Here is a 19,876-nt window from a genome sequence, read left to right as displayed (position 1 = left end):
TTGATACAAAGGTATAGAGCGGTTGGCATCTGGCAAGGGCTTGGATGCCCGGTTGCGGTAGTTTGTATGAAAATCATACACCCGCTTGTATGATATTCATACAGCCTTTTTCCGTACCTTTATCCCCGATAAAAGAGATAAAGGAAAAACAAACGAATCGGATATGGCGAATTACGGGACAATAGTGGTGGTAGATGACAATCCGGCGATTCTTACGGCGGTCAAGATCTGCTTGGCCGGTGAGTTTGACAGGGTATTGACACTCGCTTCTCCCGACACGCTTCTTACGGTATTGGCACAAGAGGTGGTGGACGGGATTTTGCTCGACATGAACTTCACGCAAGGGGGAAACTCCGGACAAGACGGCTTGCTTTGGCTTCGGGCGATCCACAAGAAGCATCCGGCTATCCCGGTGGTACTGGTGACGGCATACGCTGATATCAAGTTGGCGGTGCGTGGTTTGAAGATGGGGGCGGCAGACTTTGTTGCCAAGCCGTGGGATAATCAAGAGCTGATCCGTGTCTTAAAAGATGCGATTGATGCCGGGCGTAAAGTGGTTCCATTGGAACAGGTCGAGGCGGAGCATGTGAGCAAGGTGGTGGAGCGTTGCCACGGCAATATCAGCCGGGCCGCCGAATTGTTGGGAATTACCCGGCAGACGTTGTATGCTAAAATAAAAAAGCGATGATGTTGATAGGCACTTTGGGAGTCGTTGTCGTTCTCTTTATCGGATGGTTCTACCGCCATCAGGTATTGTTGAGAGACCGGGCGCATCTGATGCGTGAGGCGATTCGTAACCAAGAATTTACGTTTCGTCTTCCTGTGAAAGGCCTGTTCTTCGGGGAGCGGGCGTTGCAAGAGGCCCTTAACGAGACGGGCAGGGACATCGGGCGGTTGCTTGCCCGCAATGAGGTGGAATCGTGGCAACGGCTAACCCGTGTGCTTACGCATGAGATCATGAATGCCACTACGCCTATCGCCAGTATCAGCCAGGCCTATCTGGAGCATCCCGTGATTGCCGGAACGGTTTACGAGGAGGGGATCCGTGCCATTCACGATACCAGCCGGGGACTTGCCCTGTTCGTGGACAGCTACCGGAAACTGGCGGAACTGCAAGAACCTGTTATCGGAGAGGTCTATTTGACTGATTTTATGGAAGGGATCCGGGCTCTTTATCCCGATTTAGAGTGGCATCTTTCCATTCCTTTGTCTGCTATGATGCGTACGGATCAGAATATGTTGCGGCAAGTGCTGATTAATCTGATCCGGAATGCTTGCGAGGCAGGGGCTACGACCGTGGATGTGCGTTGGAAGAAGGGGTTGTGGGTCAGCAACAATGGTGCGCCTATTCCGGTGGCTATCGAACGGGAGATTTTTATTCCTTTCTTCACGACTAAAAGGACGGGTTCCGGTATCGGCTTGTCGCTTTCCCGGCAGATGATGGTGCGGCAAGGCGGGGATCTTTGTTTGGCGCAGCGCTCTGTGCCGGGTTATCAAGTGACGTTTATAATTTCTTGCGTAGGATAAATTTAGGATAGGATATGAATCGAAAAATACTTCAGCTGGCCATACCTTCTATCGTCTCCAATATAACCGTGCCTTTGTTGGGCCTGGTGGATGTGGCGATCGTAGGGCATCTGGGATCGGCGTCGTACATTGGGGCGATCGCCGTGGGCGGGATGCTGTTTAACATGATCTATTGGATATTCGGCTTTCTCCGGATGGGGACAAGTGGGATGACCGCCCAAGCCTATGGGAAACGGGACTTGACGGAGGTAGTCCGGACCTTGCTGCGGGCTGTCGGGGTAGGGCTTTTGATCTCCCTCGGGCTTTGGATCCTTCAATCCCCGATCCTGAGGGGTGCGTTTGTTTTGATCGACGCGACGGAGGAGGTGAAGCGATGGGCCTCTCTCTATTTTAATATCTGTATCTGGGGAGCGCCGGCCATATTGGGTTTATATGGCTTTGCCGGTTGGTTCATCGGTATGCAGAATTCTCGTTTCCCGATGTTTATCGCTATCACGCAGAATATCGTGAATATTGCGGCCAGCCTATGTTTCGTGTTTGTGTTGGGTATGAAAGTGGAAGGTGTAGCGTTGGGAACACTGATCGCCCAATATGCGGGCCTCTTCATGGCGTTTGCTCTTTGGTTGAAATATTATGGGCGTCTGAAAGCGTATATCGATTGGAATGGTCTTTGGGGTGGGGAGGAGATGCGTCGCTTCTTCTCGGTCAATAGTGATATATTTTTCCGGACCTTGTGTTTGGTCGCTGTTACTACCTTCTTTACTTCTACAGGTGCGAGACAAGGGGATGTGATATTGGCCGTAAATACCTTGTTGATGCAGTTGTTTACCTTGTTCTCTTATATAATGGATGGTTTCGCTTATGCGGGAGAGGCATTAGCCGGCCGGTTTATTGGGGCTAAAAACGATGTGGGGTTACGTAGATGCATTCGTTTATTGTTTCTATGGGGAATCGGCCTCTCTTTATCATTCACGATTCTTTATGCGTTTTTGGGGAGGGATTTTCTGGGGCTGTTGACGAACGATACCTCGGTCATTAAGGCTTCCGGGGATTATTTCTATTGGGTATTGGCGATCCCTTTATGTGGATTCTCCGCTTTCCTTTGGGACGGTATCTTTATCGGGGCCACGGCTACACGCCAGATGCTTTACTCGATGCTTGTGGCCTCGGCTACTTTCTTTATTATTTATTACCTGTTTTATCGATCGATGGGAAATCATGCGTTATGGATGGCTTTCCTTGGATATCTCTCCTTGCGAGGTGGTATGCAATGGATACTTTGGCGATATAGGAAGATTACAATGCCCATTATAAGCAACTGACAATGCCCATCGTAAGCGGCTTATAATGCCCAGTATAAGGAGCTTATAATGCCCATTGTAATAAATAAAGAAAGCGAGACTTCTATCTGGTTGATAATCAAGTCTCGCCTTCTTTGTTATGTGGAATGATAGTTGTTTATCGTTGTCTGTATGAGATCAATTCTTCTGGGTTGAATCGTCCGATATAACCCTGATGTTTCTCTATCTCAGCCTCTACGTAATTGGTGTAAACAACCGCGGACTTAGCGAACAGCTCCGGCGCTTTCGTCGCGTCTTGGATCAATAGATGAGCCATGATGATATCAGCGGCCATCTCCATCAAGCGGCGAGCCACGAAATCGAGTAATTCCTGATCTTGAGACTCTTTTACTTTCGCCATGCTAGCCTCGAACTTATTAGCCATCTCTACTAAACGAGCCTTCAGCGGTTCCATCTCGGCAGAGCAAGGGATCGCCTCGAATTCACGGATGGTAGCCAGGTAAGACCCGTTTGTCACGTAACGTATGGCCGCTACGGTCTGCAATTGCGTCGTGCCTTCATAGATGGAGGTGATACGGGCATCGCGGTAGATACGTTGGCAAGCATACTCCATCATAAAACCGGAACCTCCGTGTATTTGGATGCAATCATAGGCATTCTGGTTGGCGTATTCGGAATTTATACCTTTTGCCAACGGGGTGAAAGAATCCGCCAATTTGGCGTATTGCTTCTGTTCCTTACGCTCTTCCGGAGTCAGTTTACGCTCACGGGCGATGTCGTCCAGTGCCTTGTAAATATCCACGTAACGAGCGGTTTGGTATAACAACGCACGTCCGGCATCCAGCTTCGCTTTCATGATGGCGAGCATGTCGTAAACAGCAGGGAAGTCGATGATTGCCTTACCGAACTGCTTGCGGTCTTTGGCGTAGGCTAATCCTTCGTTGTAAGCGGCTTGGCTGAGGCCTACCGATTGTGCGGCGATACCTAGGCGCGCGCCGTTCATCAAGGCCATCACGTATTTGATCAAGCCCAGTTTGCGATCGCCACAAAGCTCTGCTTTCGCGTTCTTGTAAACTAATTCGCAAGTAGGAGAGCCGTGGATTCCCAATTTATTCTCGATACGGCGTACGTTTACGCCCCCTTCCTGTTTGTCGTAGATAAACATGGACAAACCACGTCCATCCTTGGTACCTTCCTCGGAACGGGCCAATACGAGGTGAAGATCCGCGTCGCCATTCGTGATGAATCGTTTTACGCCGTTCAACCGCCAGCAATTCTCTTTCTCGTCGAAGGTAGCCTTTAGCATCACGGATTGCAGGTCGGAGCCAGCGTCCGGCTCGGTCAGGTCCATAGACATGGTTTCTCCTGCGCAGATACGTGGGATGAAACGGCTGTGCTGATCCTCGTTGCCGAACTCATATAAGGTTTCGATACAATCCTGTAATGACCAGATATTACCGAAGCCGGCGTCAGCCGCCGCTACGATCTCTGCGCACATGGTGTACGGCGTGATCGGGAAGTTCAAGCCACCGAAACGGCGAGGCATCGTCATACCGTTCAAACCGGCTTTTACCATCGCGTCGAGGTTCTGCTTCGTGCCGGAAGCATATTCCACACGGCCATTCGCGCAGTGAGGACCTTCGGCATCTACGCCTTCCGCGTTAGGGGCGATGATCTCTCCGGTGATCTCTCCGGTAATCTCCAGCACCTTATCGTACGAGTCTATCGCATCGGCATAATCTTGCGGCGCGTAGTCGAACTCTTCCTTGTCTCTGTACTCGCGTTCCTTCAGCTCGCAAATACGTTCCATCATCGGATTGTTCAAGTGATACTTGAGTTCCGGTATGTCTGTATAATAATTAGCCATCTTTACTTACTGTTCTTTTTGTAATACTTAATCATCTTAGGAATCACCTCTTCTACCGTACCATTGATTACGTAATCGGCGATCGTATTGATCGGGGCATTCTCATCATTATTGATCGAAATGATGATACCGGCGTCTTGCATGCCGGCGATATGTTGGATCTGCCCGGAGATACCGCAAGCGATATACAATTTCGGACGCACCGTGACACCGGTCTGACCGATCTGACGGTCGTGGTCGCAGAAACCGGCATCGACAGCCGCACGGCTGGCGCCTACCTCGGCGTGAAGCTCTTTCGCCAAATCGAACAATAAATTAAAGTTCTCCTTGGAGCCTACGCCATAACCTCCGGCCACTACGATCGGAGCGCCTTTCAGGTTGTGCTTCGCTTTCTCTACATGACGGTCGATCACCTTCACCACATAGTCTGTCTCGGGGACATACTTCGCTACGTCGTGGCGGATCACTTCGCCTTTATAGTTCTCGTCAAGGACTTCCTTTTTCATCACGCCCTCACGAACGGTCGCCATTTGCGGGCGGTGTTCCGGGTTGATGATCGTGGCTACGATGTTACCACCGAACGCCGGACGGATCTGATATAATAAGTTCTCATAGGTAATACCCGCTTTTTTATCCTCGTGCGAGCCGATCTCCAAAGAGGTACAATCGGCCGTCAAGCCGCTTGTCAAGGCCGAGGATACACGAGGACCCAAGTCGCGACCGATCACCGTAGCGCCCATTAAGCAGATCTGCGGTTTCTCCTCCTTGAACAAATTAATCAAGATGGAAGAATGAGGAAGTGATGTATAAGGGAATAAACCCGGAGCGTCGAACACATGAACCTTGTCGACGCCAAAAGGCAATACTTGTTTCTCTACACCCTCAAGGCCGGAGCCGGCAACAATCGCTTCCAGTTGGCAGCCTAATTGATTGGCTAGCTTACGACCTTTGGTCAGAAGCTCAAGACTTACATCGGCAACGCTCGTGCCTTCTGTCTCACAATATACAAATACGTTGTTCATAATCTTATCCGATGGTGTGGTTAGCTAATAGTTCGACAATCAAATCCTCTACATCTTGGTCGGAACCGTAGATCGTCTTGCTTTCCTTGGCCTGGAAGACGATGTTCTGGATCGCTTTTACCTTTGTCGGCGAACCGCTAAGGCCGCATTGAACCAAGTCTCCATTCACGTCGGCTACGCTCCATTCCTGGATATCCAGATACGGGCGGGTCTCGTACAATTCCGGGTAGCGAACGGTTGGTTCTCCATCTTGGTGACAGGCGGGTTGCGTGTTCCGCTCTTGCTTGCCCATGGCGTATTTGTACTTCTGTACCAACTTCGCGTTACGAGGACGGCAGGGAGCGGCGGAACCATTCACGGTGATTACGATCGGAAGCGGACCTTCCACGGTCTCGACACCCCCGTCGATATGACGTTTTACGGTGATACGTCCGGCCTCTTTATCTACGTTCAGGATTTCCTCGGCATACGTGATCTGGGTCAGTCCCAATTTCTCGGCGACTTGCGGACCTACCTGTGCCGTATCGCCGTCGATCGCTTGGCGACCACCGATGATAATATCATAATCGTTGATTTTCTTGATAGCCGTGGCAAGCGCATAGGATGTGGCTAACGTGTCGGCTCCGGCAAACGCACGGTCGGTCAACAAAAAACCGCCGTCAGCACCACGATACAAACCCTCGCGGATGATTTCGGCGGCACGTCCCGGGCCCATCGTCAGCAGCGTAACTGTCGTCCCGGGGTAAGCGTCTTTCAAGCGTAACGCTTGTTCCAACGCATTCAGGTCTTCCGGGTTAAAGATCGCAGGCAAGGCGGCGCGATTGATCGTACCGTCCGCTTTCATGGCGTCCTTTCCCACGTTTCGTGTATCCGGGACCTGTTTCGCTAAAACAATAATTCTTAAACTCATTTTATATAGGAATATTAGATTTTTATATTGATATAATACTTCTACTTATTTATTAATCTTGCGTTGCAAAAGTAATCAAACATTCTTTATAACAAAGAACTTTGTGAAGGAATTTGCACACTTCGCGCATGTTTGAGCAGAAAACACTAGCATGTGATGACAGCCTCCTTCCGGGATTTATGACAAAAGTACTGTTTGTATCGGGAATACTAAGGGGCAGGCCATTAAAGAAACTATCGGTATCGGCATGTGGCGTAAGCACTATCGGTGTGGGCTTACGCCACTACTGTTTTGGCCCGATGCCTATACCGGTGTTTGCCGGCGGCGGTCGGGGGAGGGGGGGAAATGAGAAAGCCCCGATGCCGCAAAGGGCACCGGGGCTTTCTGCTTGTTTAAGATAATTAGGTAGATTGATTTATCGAACGATTACTTTCTCCGTATGGGCTTGCTCGCCGTCGCTGGCGTGGATCATGTAGATACCGGCGGGCAGGTCGAAGCTGTATTGCGTCGTGTTCACGGAGAACTGACGCGCTTGCGAACCGTTCAGGCCGAATACCTTGATCTCCTTCACCGGCCGGAGGGAGGAGACGATCACTTGTCCGCGTCGTGCGGAGTAGATCGAGATCGTGTTCTCCAGCTCGGATCCTAGCTCGCTATCGCGAAGGAAGTAACGTCCGTGGCTGTCGCCGGCTACTTGCAGGCTGTAGCTATCGTCTTCCAGTTTCACGCTCTTGCGTGTATGGGCGTCGTAGAGGTAGAGCGGCTCGGCCAGGCGGCTGAGTCCCTCGATGGTCAGCGTCACCTCGTCGTTGGTCTCGTTATAGACACCGAGGCCGATGTTTCGGATGGACTTCACGGCGTTCACCTGCGCCGCCTTGCTGCCGGATACGGTGTAGACCATCGGTGCGTCCAGCTCGGAGTCGAGGAGTACGACCGCGTCCTCGTCGGCCTTATAGCCGTTGTCGGCCTTGTCGTAGGCCAGTAGGCTGGCCTTGCTCTTCACGTCGCCGCGCTCGGCGGTCAGGGTGATGACCGGATTGGTGGCGGAGGCGGATTTGGTGGTCGCCTCGGTCGCGGGTGTTTCGGTTGCCGACATCATGGCGGGGGTGAAGGTGATGCTCTTCGCATCTGTACTTGCCTTTGCAGCGTCGCTCAGCTCCACGAAGAATGCTTGCATCGGGGCTACCGTGCCATTCGTGCTTTCATCCTCAAAGTCTACGTCCGGTGTGCCTACCGAGGCATCCGGTGCGCCGTTTGCCAATGTCCAGTATTTGGGGGCTAATACCTCTTCATTTGCATTCAAGAAGACTTCCATATTCAGATACGTCATGAACGGGTTTCCTACCAAGAAGTGGGTACCGTCACCATCTACGTCCTTATCCAATGTAAGTGTATATTTACCATCTGTAAACTCTACCAATTTGCCGGAATCAGTTTTGTCCAATCCCTCACCACTTCGCAAAGAGGATTTGGCCTCATACGCATACTCCGTGTCTGCTTTCGGAAGACGTACCAAGGCTGTTTCAGTACCATCTGTAGTCGGAACATCCTCCACGCTCAGATAGAAACCTTTACCGATCTTGTAAGGAACTCTTACGTCATTGTATTCGATGCTCCAGTTGGATTTAACGGCTGCTACCTCTTCAGCTCCCGTATTACCATCTGTAGGATTTTGCGGGAAGTATTGGATCGCCTTGTTCCACGCCTTTTGATAGAAGGCCGGGGTCCAACGGCTATAGGAGTCCGTTGTATAGTTGATATCCTTGAATGCTTCCGTCTCTTGCTTACCGTTGTTAGGAGCGTAGATATCCCCGGCGTACACGTCTTGCAGCGGGGAGGCCATCCAGCGTTTCGCGTTGTTGGCAATCTCGAATTCTACCCAAGCCTTTTCGTAATTCAAGTAATGTTGATCCATCAACTTCGCTTCCGGCTTGAAGTAGATTTGGTCTACCTTGTTAACATAATAAGAGGATATACCTCCGTTTTCATCCGTTACGGCCATGTCGTATTGGATATTTGAGGTCGCTTTGCTTCCGTCTAAGCCATCAATGGGGGCATTACCCGAAGAAGCAATGTCTTCTAGGGTCAGCACATTGCTCCCTTTCGGATCAATCGTGATCTTTGAGAAATACAGCGGAGAGAAAGCATTCTCTACATCTGTATTGCCGTTGACATCTTCATTCGCGTCTTTATCATCCTTGTACAACTCGGCTTTCGTGGATCGGTGCCAGTTTCCGTCATTGTACCAAGCATCCGAATTAGAGCCTTTCCATGTCAGGTATTCGGGAACGATCTTGACGGTAAAGGAAACCAATCCATCGCAAGCATTCGCTAATACTTCATCTCCATCAAATTGCACGAATGGGATCAGCAACTCGTAAGATTGCCCCTCCTTCATTAGCTTTTTCGCATCCTCATTCCATTTAATAGGAATGTTGGCATTTGGGGTATTTGAGGTGATTTTAAAAGCGGATACGGTTCCTACCACGGGTAATTCCGTGTCATCCGTTTGGAGAAGTACTTGTGCTTCATCTTTTACTCCTACAGGGGTTTCATCAGTAACCATATTAGAAATTCCCCTTACAGGAATATGCAATGATGTAGTCTCTCCTAGGTTCAACTGTCCTAAACGGAGGGCTGCGCTACCCTCAATCGGATACTGCACATTAGCGAATCCGGTGAACATTTGCGGGGTGTCCGCGTCTGCCACTTCGAAATTCACGGGAGTCTCATTCGAGCAATATACATAATTTCCAGTACTGTTATCGGAATATACATATGGCATCGCTATGATTTCGTTTCCCGTAATTAACAGATCGTAGTTTTGTGTATCGGCCTCTCCGGTTCTCAGTAATATATTGCCGTTCGCGTCCGGGGTTGTCAGTAAACCTTTTAATCGTTCTTTTATACGGCTTGCGTTAGGTATACTGTTACCTTCAGTGTCTTGCCCATCCCAGTTATCAAGATCGGAAACCGTTATCGTACTCGTATGATTGGTTGCCCCTCTAAATGTTTCCAAATCATATTTGAGACTTCTTTGGTTTTGGATGGAATCCTCCTCATACGCCTCTTGCGAGCCAAGGAACCAATCGAAAAGATAAGAAATACCTACCTTTCCCAGATCGTCTATCGGATTGCCGTTTGCGTCGTATCCATTCAAGACGGCTTCCACTTTTCGGAGCGCGCCGGCGCAAGTGGCCGTGCTAGCGTTAGCCTCTGTTTTGATTGTGATGGTCGTTGCCGGCTCTACCGTAAAATCGGATATCAAGGTACATGCGTCTTGCAACGAGATAAACTGCCCTATGCCCTCGGCTACTTCTCGTGCGCTGAACAGCACGACCCGGTATTCGCCTGTGGCAGGCTGTGTTTCTCCGGGTCTTATCTCGTTCCTATATCGCAAATCCGTGTTGGCCACGTCGATCGTGCCTAAAAAGATATTCTCTTTTGACTCGTCTGTCCACGGGCAATGGATACGGGGGATTTCCAGAAATTCGTATAATGCTCTGATACATAATGTATAGGCATCGCCTAAGCCTTCGGTATTATCGACAATTTTCTCCCAATAAACCTCTTCGATAGTATTACCATCAAGTTTACAAAGTGACGGGAATAATTCATCTCTAAACTTTTCGAAGGAGATCTCCTCGAAGACTCCGAAATCCTTTAACTCTTCTTCACTCCAGTACTTCTCAGAATCATCTTCTCTTTCTGGCCCTCGTTTTGTATCCGCTATGAAGTCGTTCATCGCCCGCACGTTCATGACGATCTCCAAATGAGGTACGTCCGCAACGTCCGTAGGCAATTGTTCCTCTTGACCGCCACTTGTGTATTCATTTAGGTTTGTCGGGATAAATACGCGCATGGTCTTGTCTAAGCCCAACTTAGTTAATGCCTGTTCTTCCTTGAGATCTTTCCGGACTACCACCCAATCATTGGGATCCGCGCCAGTACGATCCGCACCCGGATACGCGAAGGAATAATAAACATTACCGATATTTGTATGTGCGATATCGTCAATATCCGCATAAGGGTTAGCACCCATCAATCCGTAGCGATATTTACGGTATTTGACATCATTCAGCTCATCAACATTCAAGACATCGGAGTTCCTTTTCCATCCCATGTTTCGCAGGATTGTCGCGTAATCCGAGCTGACATACAGGGTGGAGGCATCGCAAGCGTCCTTGCGACGCACGGAGATATTCGGCAGGGTCTTGTAGATGCGGATATCGTCGATGGCATAGTCTCCTCCATCTGAATTCGGCGTATTATTCTGGAATTCTACGGAAAACTCGTCGTACGATCCAAGCATCTCACTGCTTATCGTGATTTTGTAGCAAAGTTGTTTCCAAATGGCACGATCATTACTATTTGAACGCGACATATCTCCGGATGAGAAACGATGAAGTATTCCGGACTCTCCTGTCTGCGTATTCTTTCCGTGCAAAACCAAGTTCACATTCGGAGGTGTTTCAATATTGGTTATGTCTGCTACCCAAGCTACGACCGTCAACTCCGTATTGGGGCAAATCGTACCCTCTATAGGAATCGTTACTACCCGTCCGGCTTCTTTGGAAGCGTTTACATAGCAAAAATATCCACACTCTTGACTGTTGGTATTGTGATACGTTCTATCGAATAATTGTCGGTCATTAATCGTTGCTATATTTGTATAATACCAGCCGTATGATTTATTTTGACGATTTCCATTTGGGAGATATGATTCAGCCCAGAGACTTCCATAAGAGTCTCTCTCCGAAATGTTAGGTACATTCGCCGAGCGATACAATCCGTAGGAATCCTCCGGCATCAACTTAGACTCGTATATAGACTTCAACATTGGATTCATAAAGCTATACGTCGCCGTGGACGGATCTATAGGAGTGGAACTCATATTGTTGTTTGCGTTAAGTGCTCCTCTCTGTATAGGACCTCCATAGTCAAAATCAACAACCCCGACTTGCTGATATTTATCTTCATTATTAGCCGGGTTACGGTCTTCGTAGCTTTGGATCTCCCTCTCTGTCATAAATCCGGAGTTTTCCTGCGGAGTCAGAATATATTTGGCGAGGAGTGGGCCTCGAGTTCTATTGTATAGAGCATATACATTTACTGTTGTTTCTGTATTTATACTATTATTTCCTAATTTAATAAGTTTTCCATCAGAAGTGGCTCTAGTGACACCTGTAATTTGAAAATCATTTCCTTGACTATTATTCCAATAATAATTCTCCGGTGCCATATTCATCTGTAAATTCACGTTTGTAGCCCCCTTGGGAACCGTAATGTGAATCGTTTCCAAAGGCTCACCTGATAAGCTATTCAATCGCTTCCTCATCTCATCCGCATTCTTAATATAGAACTTATAGCGTTTACCGATAGTTGGCTCCGTATAGGGAGATTCGCTGGGTTTAATACCTAACCCGTCTACGTTAAAGCTAAGATCGCAAAAGACGGAATCTTCTGTCAGATTAGTGGCGCTTGTATAGTTTATTTCAAATGCGTCCTTTCTATCACCTCCGATACCATTAAGCCAAAAAAAAGATGCATCTCCACTGGAGGTTTTATCAAGAGAAGAACCCTGATTTATACTTAATTTATCTATGGTTGAGCCATTCCCTCCTTTCCTATACCAACGTATATAGTAATAATCTCGATTATTGGGTATTGTCAATGTACGAGACTCTCCGCCATCGATATAAATCGTATCTACCAATGTTGGTACGTTTTCTTGCGGGAACGTCTTATCAGGTTGTGGGTTAATCCGCTGCCCCATCGCCACCTCGGTTCCCCCGAGTAGGAGCACGCAGGACAAGATGAGTAGCTTGCCTATATTATATAATGTATAGTGTTTCTTCATGAGTTACCTCCTTTCTTTTCATTCGTTATGATAATGGTGTATGGGATTTCGATCTCACGTTTAGGGGTCTCCGTTCCATACGTGGCTACCAGCGTCAGCTTGATCTCGGCGGAGGAAGCGTTGCCCAGTTCTTGGGTGCGGACGGTGAAACTGCCTTTGCGTGGGTTTGTTTTGTCTAGGGTCAAGGTGATCTCAGCATTGTCTTCCAACACCACGTTATTCTTGTCGATCAACAGGCCTACGGTTTGGCCGGCTGTCGCCGTGTTGTTCACCAAGGTTGCCTCGCAGAATTTTTGGCCTGATACTTGTTCACCACCGGGGTTATATTTGAGTGCCAAATCATCATCGCCTATCCCCGCTATGGATTCCAATTCATATTCCACCGTCACGTCACCGGCATGGTTTACCGTACAGGCAAATGGGGTGCCGACTTGTATGCCATTGTCCGGTCCATAAACTTTTTTCTCCGGCAGGCCGCCGATCGGCATGCGGGATTCGCTCCAAGAGAGTGTGGTCTCTATGTTGGAGATGTAGATCGGGATGGTCAGGAAGTCGTTGCGGCGCATCCAGTTGAAATCGATCTTGTAATCTGTCAGTTCCTTCTTTCCCGCTTTTACGGAGATGGTAAAGTCTCTATCTGAGTCGTCCGTGTTCGCATAACTGGTCTCATATTGATAAAACGGATAGGACCGCGATTCGTCCGGACTTGTTGGTAGTGCAATCGAGCCATTCTCTACGATCGTGTAAGTTAAGAACTCAACACCCTCCTTGTATTCAGGGAAATTCGGACCTATTTCCGGCAACTCCGGCCCATCTCCGTATGGCAACAGCCAGATCGGTCCCTTACGGAACTGTCCCATCGATAATTTTTCCAGAGTCACATTCTCTGTCGTACCCATCCGGTTATATAGGTCGATGCGGACTTTTCCGAGCATACGGAACAGGGTGACATCGGCGGTGTTCTCCCCGTTTTCACTCACGGGCGCTTTCGTGGCGTAGCTGCTCATGGGGATGGCTTGCCTCGCAGATCCACCGGTGGGGTTGAAGTTGTTTATCTCTTTAAGGTTCGCTGTCGCTTCTTTCAGCTCATCCTCCGCGATGCTTTTATCCTTTAGCTTCTTTATAAGCTCTTCTCCATTATCCAAGGAATTGAGGTTCGCTAAGGCGTACAGCCTGTATTCGCCGATCGGGAGTTCTAGCGTTACCGGTGTCTTGGAGTCTTCGCCGGTAGAGTTCGTTTTATAGGTCTCGTCGGATATCACATCGATCAGGCCGTCCAGCCGCGTGTCCGGATGTATGCCGTAGACGAGCAGCCACCAGTGTTCCAGTTTGCGCTCGTAGGCGTTGTCAGGCACCTCGTCTTCCTCGGCCTTCGTCGTCGCCTTTGTGGCCGGGGTATGGTTGGCGGAGGGCTGTAGGTGGATGGTCAGGGTATAAAGCTTGCCGTCGGGTATGTCCGGGCTGTTGCCGCCGTTCTCGTCGGAGCAGGCGGGCAGGAACGACAGAAGCAGTAGCGTGAACGCCACTGCCGCTGTCCGGATGGAAAAATATCGTTTGTTTCTCATTCTTGTTTACGTGTTTTTAAAGTTCGCCATTGTTGAGTCGGATCACCCAGTCTTTCACCTGTATCTTGTAGCAGGCGTAGCCTACGATGGGCACCTCGGGATCGGGGATTTCCGGGTCTGGATCGGGTGTCGGGTCTGGATCGGGATCAGGCTCCGGATCGGGATCGGGGTCAGGATCAGGATCGGGGCAGTCAGGGCAAATGATGGGCGTGAGGAAGAATACGATGGAGTACTCGTCCTGCCGGTCCAGGTATTCCTGCGCCGAGATGTCGTGCCCCTCCATCTGGGTGAGCAGGAGGTACTGGTTGAGGTTGACGTTCAGCACGTCGTTCTCCCAATCCTTGTGGCGCACGATGAGGCGGTAGTTCTCGCCGGCCATGAGTCGCAGCGTGTTCAGCTCGGCCACGGCCACGTACTGGTTGGCGGGCTTCCCGTTGATCTGGTCGTCCGCGGATCCGGCGGCGATGTCGACGCTCTCCGTATGGTAGGGCAGGTAGGAGATCGTGTCGTCGTCGAGCAGGGAATTGTCATAGTCCATGTATCCGTTGTCGGCCACGATCCGGAAGGAGAAGTCCTTCACGTCCATGCTGTATCCCTCGGTATCTTGCAGGACGACGCGCAGCTTGTTGGTGTTCTTGGCCAACGATATCTCTTTCTCCTCGTGGCGGTCGCCGGTGATCACGAGCGTGTCGAGCGCGTGCCAGAGGGGTGTCAGTTCATTGGGTTGGGTAGCGTCGGCCTCCCGTAGCGTCTTGACGCGAATCTCCTCGATGGTGGAGGATCCGGGGGTGAGCTCGGGCCATTGGTAGGAGCTCTCGTCCAGTCCGGCCCAAGTGAGCACTTGGTAAGTCCCGGGCTCGAGGTCCATCGCGATGTTGTTCGCTTTCAACTCCGCTCCCTCGATATCTTGCCGCCGGATAAAATTACCCTTGTTGTCGCAGATAAACAATGCGGCTTTATCCACCTCGCATTGGAAGGCGTCGGCAAATTTCATGTTGTAATCGTACACGAGGCGCAGCCGGTACTCGCAAGGGGCGATGGAGTCATCGTGGATATAGTCGCACGCGGCGAGTCCCGTCAGCGTCAGCGCGCCGATCGATTTGATTAATAAATTGGAGAATCTGTTCATATCTGTTTAAACGTTGTTTGTTTACTGCCAAAGATAATTTAATGTCCACCGGGGAGCCACCCTCCTGTCATTCACTGATGGGAAGGGCAGGATCCCAACTGTGCTATAGGGTCATGTATGTAGGAAGCGGGGATTTCCCCGGTGGCATATAGGGTTCCTCCCTTCCGGCGGAGGGCCGGAGGGGGAGGAAGGGGTCGTTAGAGGATGATGTCGCTGTTGGGGCGAACCGTCCAGTTCTTCACGTGAAGAACGACGTTCAGCAACTGGTTGCTATCCTCGGTCGGATCTTTGGGATCCGGAACCATGCTACGAGCGAAGCCCAGGCCGCTGACACCACTTATCTGCAAATCATAGATGTTGTTGCGGACGATGCTATACTCCATGGGGGCGATCAGATGTGAGTTCTTGTTGTCTTGATGCTTGATCCAATAAGTATAGTAACATTCCCCATTTATGAATTCGTCTACGTCGTTATAAGTCGTAGCATCGGGTTTACTTTCCATGTAAGCCGTGAAGTCGTTTACGCCTGTTATCTCACCGAATGTTGTTGCATTAGGATTTTTCTTTGATTCTTTATGCAAGTAATCTAGATAACCAAACGGATCATGTTTCGCTTCTTCGTCCGTGTAGAAATGCTCATGGAAGTCTGCGATATTAAGTTTGGAGAACTTATCACCGATAAAATCGGTGTAGTTGCAGTTTGCATGTTCGCCATCCGCATCAAAATGCCCGTGTTCATTCAGGTAATAAGCGAAAATAGCGTCATCGTCCTTAAAGATCTTTCCCTCATAGCGATAGAATGTTTTACCGGCAGTAGTGTTGTCAATATCTTTAAAAGCTGTTTCGCCATACGTGACAGGTTTCGGGGTAATGCTACCTGTCTCATCAACCTCACTCATTTGTGCCGGGTAATAGGTTGCCTTGAACACCGCTCCCGTCGCGTAGCCTTGCAATGAGGTACCGACCTTGGTCGTGTTCTCCATTACGTACGCCAAGCGTATGGCTCCGTTATCGTTAGCTTCGCCAGGCAAGCTAGTTTTTTTTGAATATGAATCCCATATAGCACCGATATTGTTCATTGTACCTTGCTCACCCACTCTGTATGGGTTGCTGTAGCTCAATTGGGCGGTTGCTGTTGGTAAATCGGCGCTGGCGTTTTTCTTAAAGAACCATGGGTCTATTACATAGTTCGCTGTAACTACCTTTGTTCCATTGTCCATACTCCAAACCTCTGGGCCTAAGTAGGTTTGTTCACCCGCGGTAATATCCCCCTCGCCGTTGATCGTGTTTGATACACGTTTCAACAAATAAGATCCGCTGTTCAACTGGTTCACGATAGCGGCCTGTCGCAAGGCGACCTTGGCGATTGTATTGCTCGGGGTCTCTTGTGAAGTGATTGTGTAGAAGAAGTTTGCTCCTTTGTCCTGATCCTCCTTGATACGGATCTTGGCGGCCAAGCGTTCTACATATACGTTTACGGTAGGCGCGTGGTTCTCGTCGGTGGGGTTTTCATTGAACGTAACCTTGCTCTCCTCGCCTGATTCTTTCGGCCATTCCATGGCATGGGTGGACATGACAAAGCCATTGGTCTGGTTATTATACTGTTCGTATTTGATGATATAGTCGGCCAATTCTGATCCCTTTGTGATTTTTGTGCCACTCGTTTGGTCCTTGATCGCTTTATACAAATCGTTCGGGACATCTTTGCTTCCGCCCAGGTTCGTAACGGCTATCACGCCGTATGTGTTACCAGCCAACGTGGATCCCGGATCGGAGACCGGTACTTCTATCTGTGCCATGAAGGAATGGTTATCCGTACCGCTTCCTTCCATTTGACCGACTTGCGCGAAACCCACGCCTTTGATCTGGCTGTCCGCCCCGAAGCCGTAGTCAGTGCTTTCACCATTATTGAAGAGGATGATCGTGACATCTTTTACCTCGTACTCGTCACGCGATCCGGGCTCTTCCTCTGAGTCGGCGGCTTTTGTCGCTATGTCAGAGTTGACCACGACCTTAAGATAGGCGTCGGCCTCACCCATTTCCCCATTGTTGTTGTTTACGTTCGGCCCGTTCTCCAGATCGTCCGAACAAGACACCGCCGCGCAAGCGAAGGCGAGTGCCCATAATGTACTTTTCAGTCTCATGTTGTTTTATTGTTTAATTAAAGTTAGTATGTAATAGTCTCCGACGACCGCGGCAGACCTCGGAAGACATCTGCTGCGGGGCAGCGGGTCAATCCTCCACCTGTTCCAGATTGGCCCGGGCCTGCTCGCCCACCCGCACGTCGTTCGTCAGTGCACGGAAGATGGTGGCCGCCCGGTCGGTATCGCCCTCCAGCCAAGAGGCTACGCCCTCGGCCAGCCTACGCTCCGGTCCCTCTTGCGCCTTCGCTAGGTAGCGGCGCGCCGCGGCGCTGTCGCCGTTCAGCAGGGCGGAGTTGGCAGCGTTGAGGTTCGACACGGGGTCGTCCGGATACATGCGCACGGCAATCTCGAACACCTCCTTGAACTCGGCGCTTCCCGTCTCGTAGGTCTGCGCCACACGGAACATCTCATCGAGGCTCAGCTGTTTCAGGTCGTTGTAAATCAATTTCTTCGCCTCCTCCACGCTGATCGGCCGGATGGTGTAGCTCACCTTATAGTCCGAGTGGCGCAAGGCGGGGTAGATCTCCTTTAGCAGGTAACGGTAAGGCTCGCCCCCGTCGACGCCCCTCAGCCTCTCCTCGCGACGATCCGGGTCGTCGATGGAGGCGTCCCGGATCACGTCAAGCAGGGCCTCCCTGGCGGGCATCGAGGAGCGTTCCACGCAGTCCTCCAGCCCTTGCCAGTCCTCCGCCTCGTAGCTCGCCTCGGTGTCCACGCCGTCTAGGCCGTACCGCTCTCTCACGTATGCCAGCAAAGCTTCGGAGCGGCCCTTGGCCAGACGTTCGTTATTGGCGTATGAGCCTTCGGGAGAGGCATATCCTTTTATGCTGATACCGGTGATGGTGGCGTATTTATCGCCGCGTACGGACTCTATGATCTCTTGGATCGCCGCCAGCTCGCGCGAGTTCTGGCGGTAGTCCGGGCAGATCTCCGTGCGGTTCACGGGGAAGTCGAGGAACGCGCTACCCTCCTTCGCCCGGTTCTTCACCTCCACCGGAGGCGCCACGTAGGCCATGAGTGGGCGAGGGGCCTGATCCAGCTGGATCGGGAAGAGCGTGCTCCGGTCATTCTTGAGAGCCTCCCATCCGCAACCGCACTCGTCGATCACCAAGGCCATCTCGGAACCGTCCATCCAGCGGGCGTAAGGCACGCGGGCGTGATAGTCGAAGCGTTGCTCGGTACCGTTCTTGCGGCGCACGGCGAACTCCCCGTCGGTGGCGGTGTCGCGCCCCGTGCGCTCGTATAGGATCTGGCGCTTACGCCCGTTCACGATCAGCGCGGGCAGTCTTCTCAAGCTGTCGCCCCGCTGGATGACCGGCGTGTAGGTAACGGATCGGTTGGAGCGGATCTCTAGGTCGCTCAGGTTGAGGGTGAGGTCTACTAGCAGGTAGTCACCGGACCGTTCGATGAGTTTTTTCTCTACGCGCAACGTGTTCTCCTGCGCGTACGCATCCGCCGCCGCCAAGGATCCGGCCAGCAGCAGAGCTATGGGTAAGAATCGTCTTTTCATCAGTTCGCGTGTTTTAGAATAAGTAGATCAAGCTGACGGCCGCCTGCGTAGGGCCGAAGTAGTGCTTCTTGTTGTCTTCCGACTTGTTGCCGCAATTCTTGCAAGGGAACTTGTCGTAATTGAGGTAGAGGTATCCTACGCCGAGCGTGGCCTCCAAGTTCCAGTGCTCGTGCAGGAGCCATTGGTATCCGTAGCTGACGCCTACGCCTGTTCCCCAGCCTTGGCGACGCTCGTTCTCGAGGTCGAGAACCTTCAGGTCGGCGAAGTTATAGGCGATAAAGGGTACGTGAAGCCCTAGGAAATGCCCTTGGAATGACTCGCAGAACCAATAGCGCAACTCGGGGTGCGCCCGGAAGTGTTTCATCGTACGGTCGTAAGATCCGTCGTCGTTCTTCCCGTCGAAGGGGTTGAGTCCCGCCTCCAGGTCCAGCGTCCAGTGCCGTGCCAGCCGGAACTCGGCGCCGAGGTTGAAGGTACCGCCCACTCCCCAGTACGGGAGATTGGTCTTGATGGCCGCCACGGCGCCCTTGTCATCGCCCGGCGAAGTCTGCGCTTGCGAGAGGAACGCTGCGCAGAGAAATACCATTAACGTGAAAAGCCTTTTCATTTTCATTGTATTCATTGAATTAAGTAAATAATCATCTTATGAACGGGTCGTAGTTCTTACCGGATACAGAAGTTGGGTCGGTTTTTTCCTAACGGCCAGTCACTCTCTCTATTTTCAGGAAAAGCCTTCGCGTTTCCATTGGTTCTTCCAGTCTCTCATCCATCACTAAGGGCTTGATATATGGTTCTTCCTGTATAGTGATAACGATCCTTATTTACGAAATAAGGTTTACGGCAGATAGATCTATCGCCGAACGGTTTCGTTATTGGAGCGAAAAAACGGTAAACGACCGTGGTTTTCTTATACATCCTCGTGTACGGAGTTCTTTTGACTGGCAAAAGGCGTGAGAAGAGCTTGTTAATAAAACGTAAAGGCACGATGGTAAGGACAGCCTTTGCCCTCCTTTTGGTAAAAGCGCCTAAAAGGCTTATATC

Annotated in this window: 12 protein-coding genes; 3 read left to right on the top strand and 9 right to left on the bottom strand. The window is 50.6% G+C overall.

Annotated elements, in window-relative coordinates; translation table 11 throughout:
• Window positions 1–163: 163 nt before the first annotated feature.
• From ACESPU_RS03690 to ACESPU_RS03680, 3 genes are read left to right on the top strand one after another with little or no spacing between them, the layout of a single operon-like run.
• On the top strand, window positions 164–688 hold the full coding sequence (locus ACESPU_RS03690) for a response regulator (protein ID WP_057327320.1): 525 nt from the start codon (window positions 164–166) through the stop codon (window positions 686–688).
• Window positions 685–1,527: a PAS domain-containing sensor histidine kinase gene (locus ACESPU_RS03685; RefSeq protein WP_158532494.1), complete on the top strand. Its 843-nt coding sequence runs from the start codon at window positions 685–687 to the stop codon at window positions 1,525–1,527. The genes ACESPU_RS03690 and ACESPU_RS03685 overlap by 4 nt, the downstream gene beginning before the upstream one ends.
• Before the next feature lie 14 nt (window positions 1,528–1,541).
• Complete coding sequence (locus ACESPU_RS03680) at window positions 1,542–2,849, top strand: MATE family efflux transporter (RefSeq protein ID WP_158532493.1); 1,308 nt, start codon at window positions 1,542–1,544, stop codon at window positions 2,847–2,849.
• Between the two features lie 136 nt (window positions 2,850–2,985).
• On the opposite strand, the gene ACESPU_RS03675 is transcribed toward ACESPU_RS03680, so the two are convergent.
• The 9 genes from ACESPU_RS03675 to ACESPU_RS03635 form a co-directional block, all read right to left on the bottom strand.
• The gene (locus ACESPU_RS03675) at window positions 2,986–4,695 is read right to left on the bottom strand and encodes an acyl-CoA dehydrogenase family protein (protein ID WP_158532492.1); all 1,710 of its coding nucleotides are present in this window, start codon (window positions 4,693–4,695) and stop codon (window positions 2,986–2,988) included.
• Window positions 4,696–4,697: 2 nt separating this feature from the next.
• The gene (locus ACESPU_RS03670; protein WP_008771673.1) at window positions 4,698–5,717 is read right to left on the bottom strand and encodes an electron transfer flavoprotein subunit alpha/FixB family protein; all 1,020 of its coding nucleotides are present in this window, start codon (window positions 5,715–5,717) and stop codon (window positions 4,698–4,700) included.
• 4 nt (window positions 5,718–5,721) lie between these two features.
• Entirely contained in the window at window positions 5,722–6,627 is a 906-nt protein-coding gene (locus ACESPU_RS03665; protein WP_057329207.1) for an electron transfer flavoprotein subunit beta/FixA family protein, read from the bottom strand.
• A 415-nt stretch (window positions 6,628–7,042) separates the two neighbouring features.
• The gene (locus ACESPU_RS03660; RefSeq protein WP_373133137.1) at window positions 7,043–12,487 is read right to left on the bottom strand and encodes a T9SS type A sorting domain-containing protein; all 5,445 of its coding nucleotides are present in this window, start codon (window positions 12,485–12,487) and stop codon (window positions 7,043–7,045) included.
• Entirely contained in the window at window positions 12,484–14,052 is a 1,569-nt protein-coding gene (locus ACESPU_RS03655; protein WP_158532490.1) for a hypothetical protein, read from the bottom strand. Before ACESPU_RS03655 ends, ACESPU_RS03660 begins: the two co-directional genes overlap by 4 nt.
• 16 nt (window positions 14,053–14,068) lie before the next feature.
• On the bottom strand, window positions 14,069–15,181 hold the full coding sequence (locus tag ACESPU_RS03650) for a FimB/Mfa2 family fimbrial subunit (RefSeq protein WP_158532489.1): 1,113 nt from the start codon (window positions 15,179–15,181) through the stop codon (window positions 14,069–14,071).
• Window positions 15,182–15,378: 197 nt separating this feature from the next.
• A complete protein-coding gene (locus ACESPU_RS03645) occupies window positions 15,379–17,325 on the bottom strand; it encodes an Mfa1 family fimbria major subunit (RefSeq protein WP_258919702.1) in 1,947 nt (648 codons plus the stop codon).
• Window positions 17,326–17,413: 88 nt separating this feature from the next.
• A complete protein-coding gene (locus tag ACESPU_RS03640) occupies window positions 17,414–18,835 on the bottom strand; it encodes a DUF3868 domain-containing protein (protein ID WP_373133136.1) in 1,422 nt (473 codons plus the stop codon).
• A gap of 13 nt (window positions 18,836–18,848) precedes the next feature.
• Window positions 18,849–19,442: a DUF3575 domain-containing protein gene (locus ACESPU_RS03635; protein WP_044545715.1), complete on the bottom strand. Its 594-nt coding sequence runs from the start codon at window positions 19,440–19,442 to the stop codon at window positions 18,849–18,851.
• Between the last annotated feature and the right edge of the window lie 434 nt (window positions 19,443–19,876).

Origin of the sequence: Parabacteroides sp. 20_3, from assembly GCF_964238835.1 — a bacterium.
GTDB lineage: Bacteria > Bacteroidota > Bacteroidia > Bacteroidales > Tannerellaceae > Parabacteroides > Parabacteroides distasonis.
This window is presented reverse-complemented; position numbering and strand designations above follow the sequence as displayed.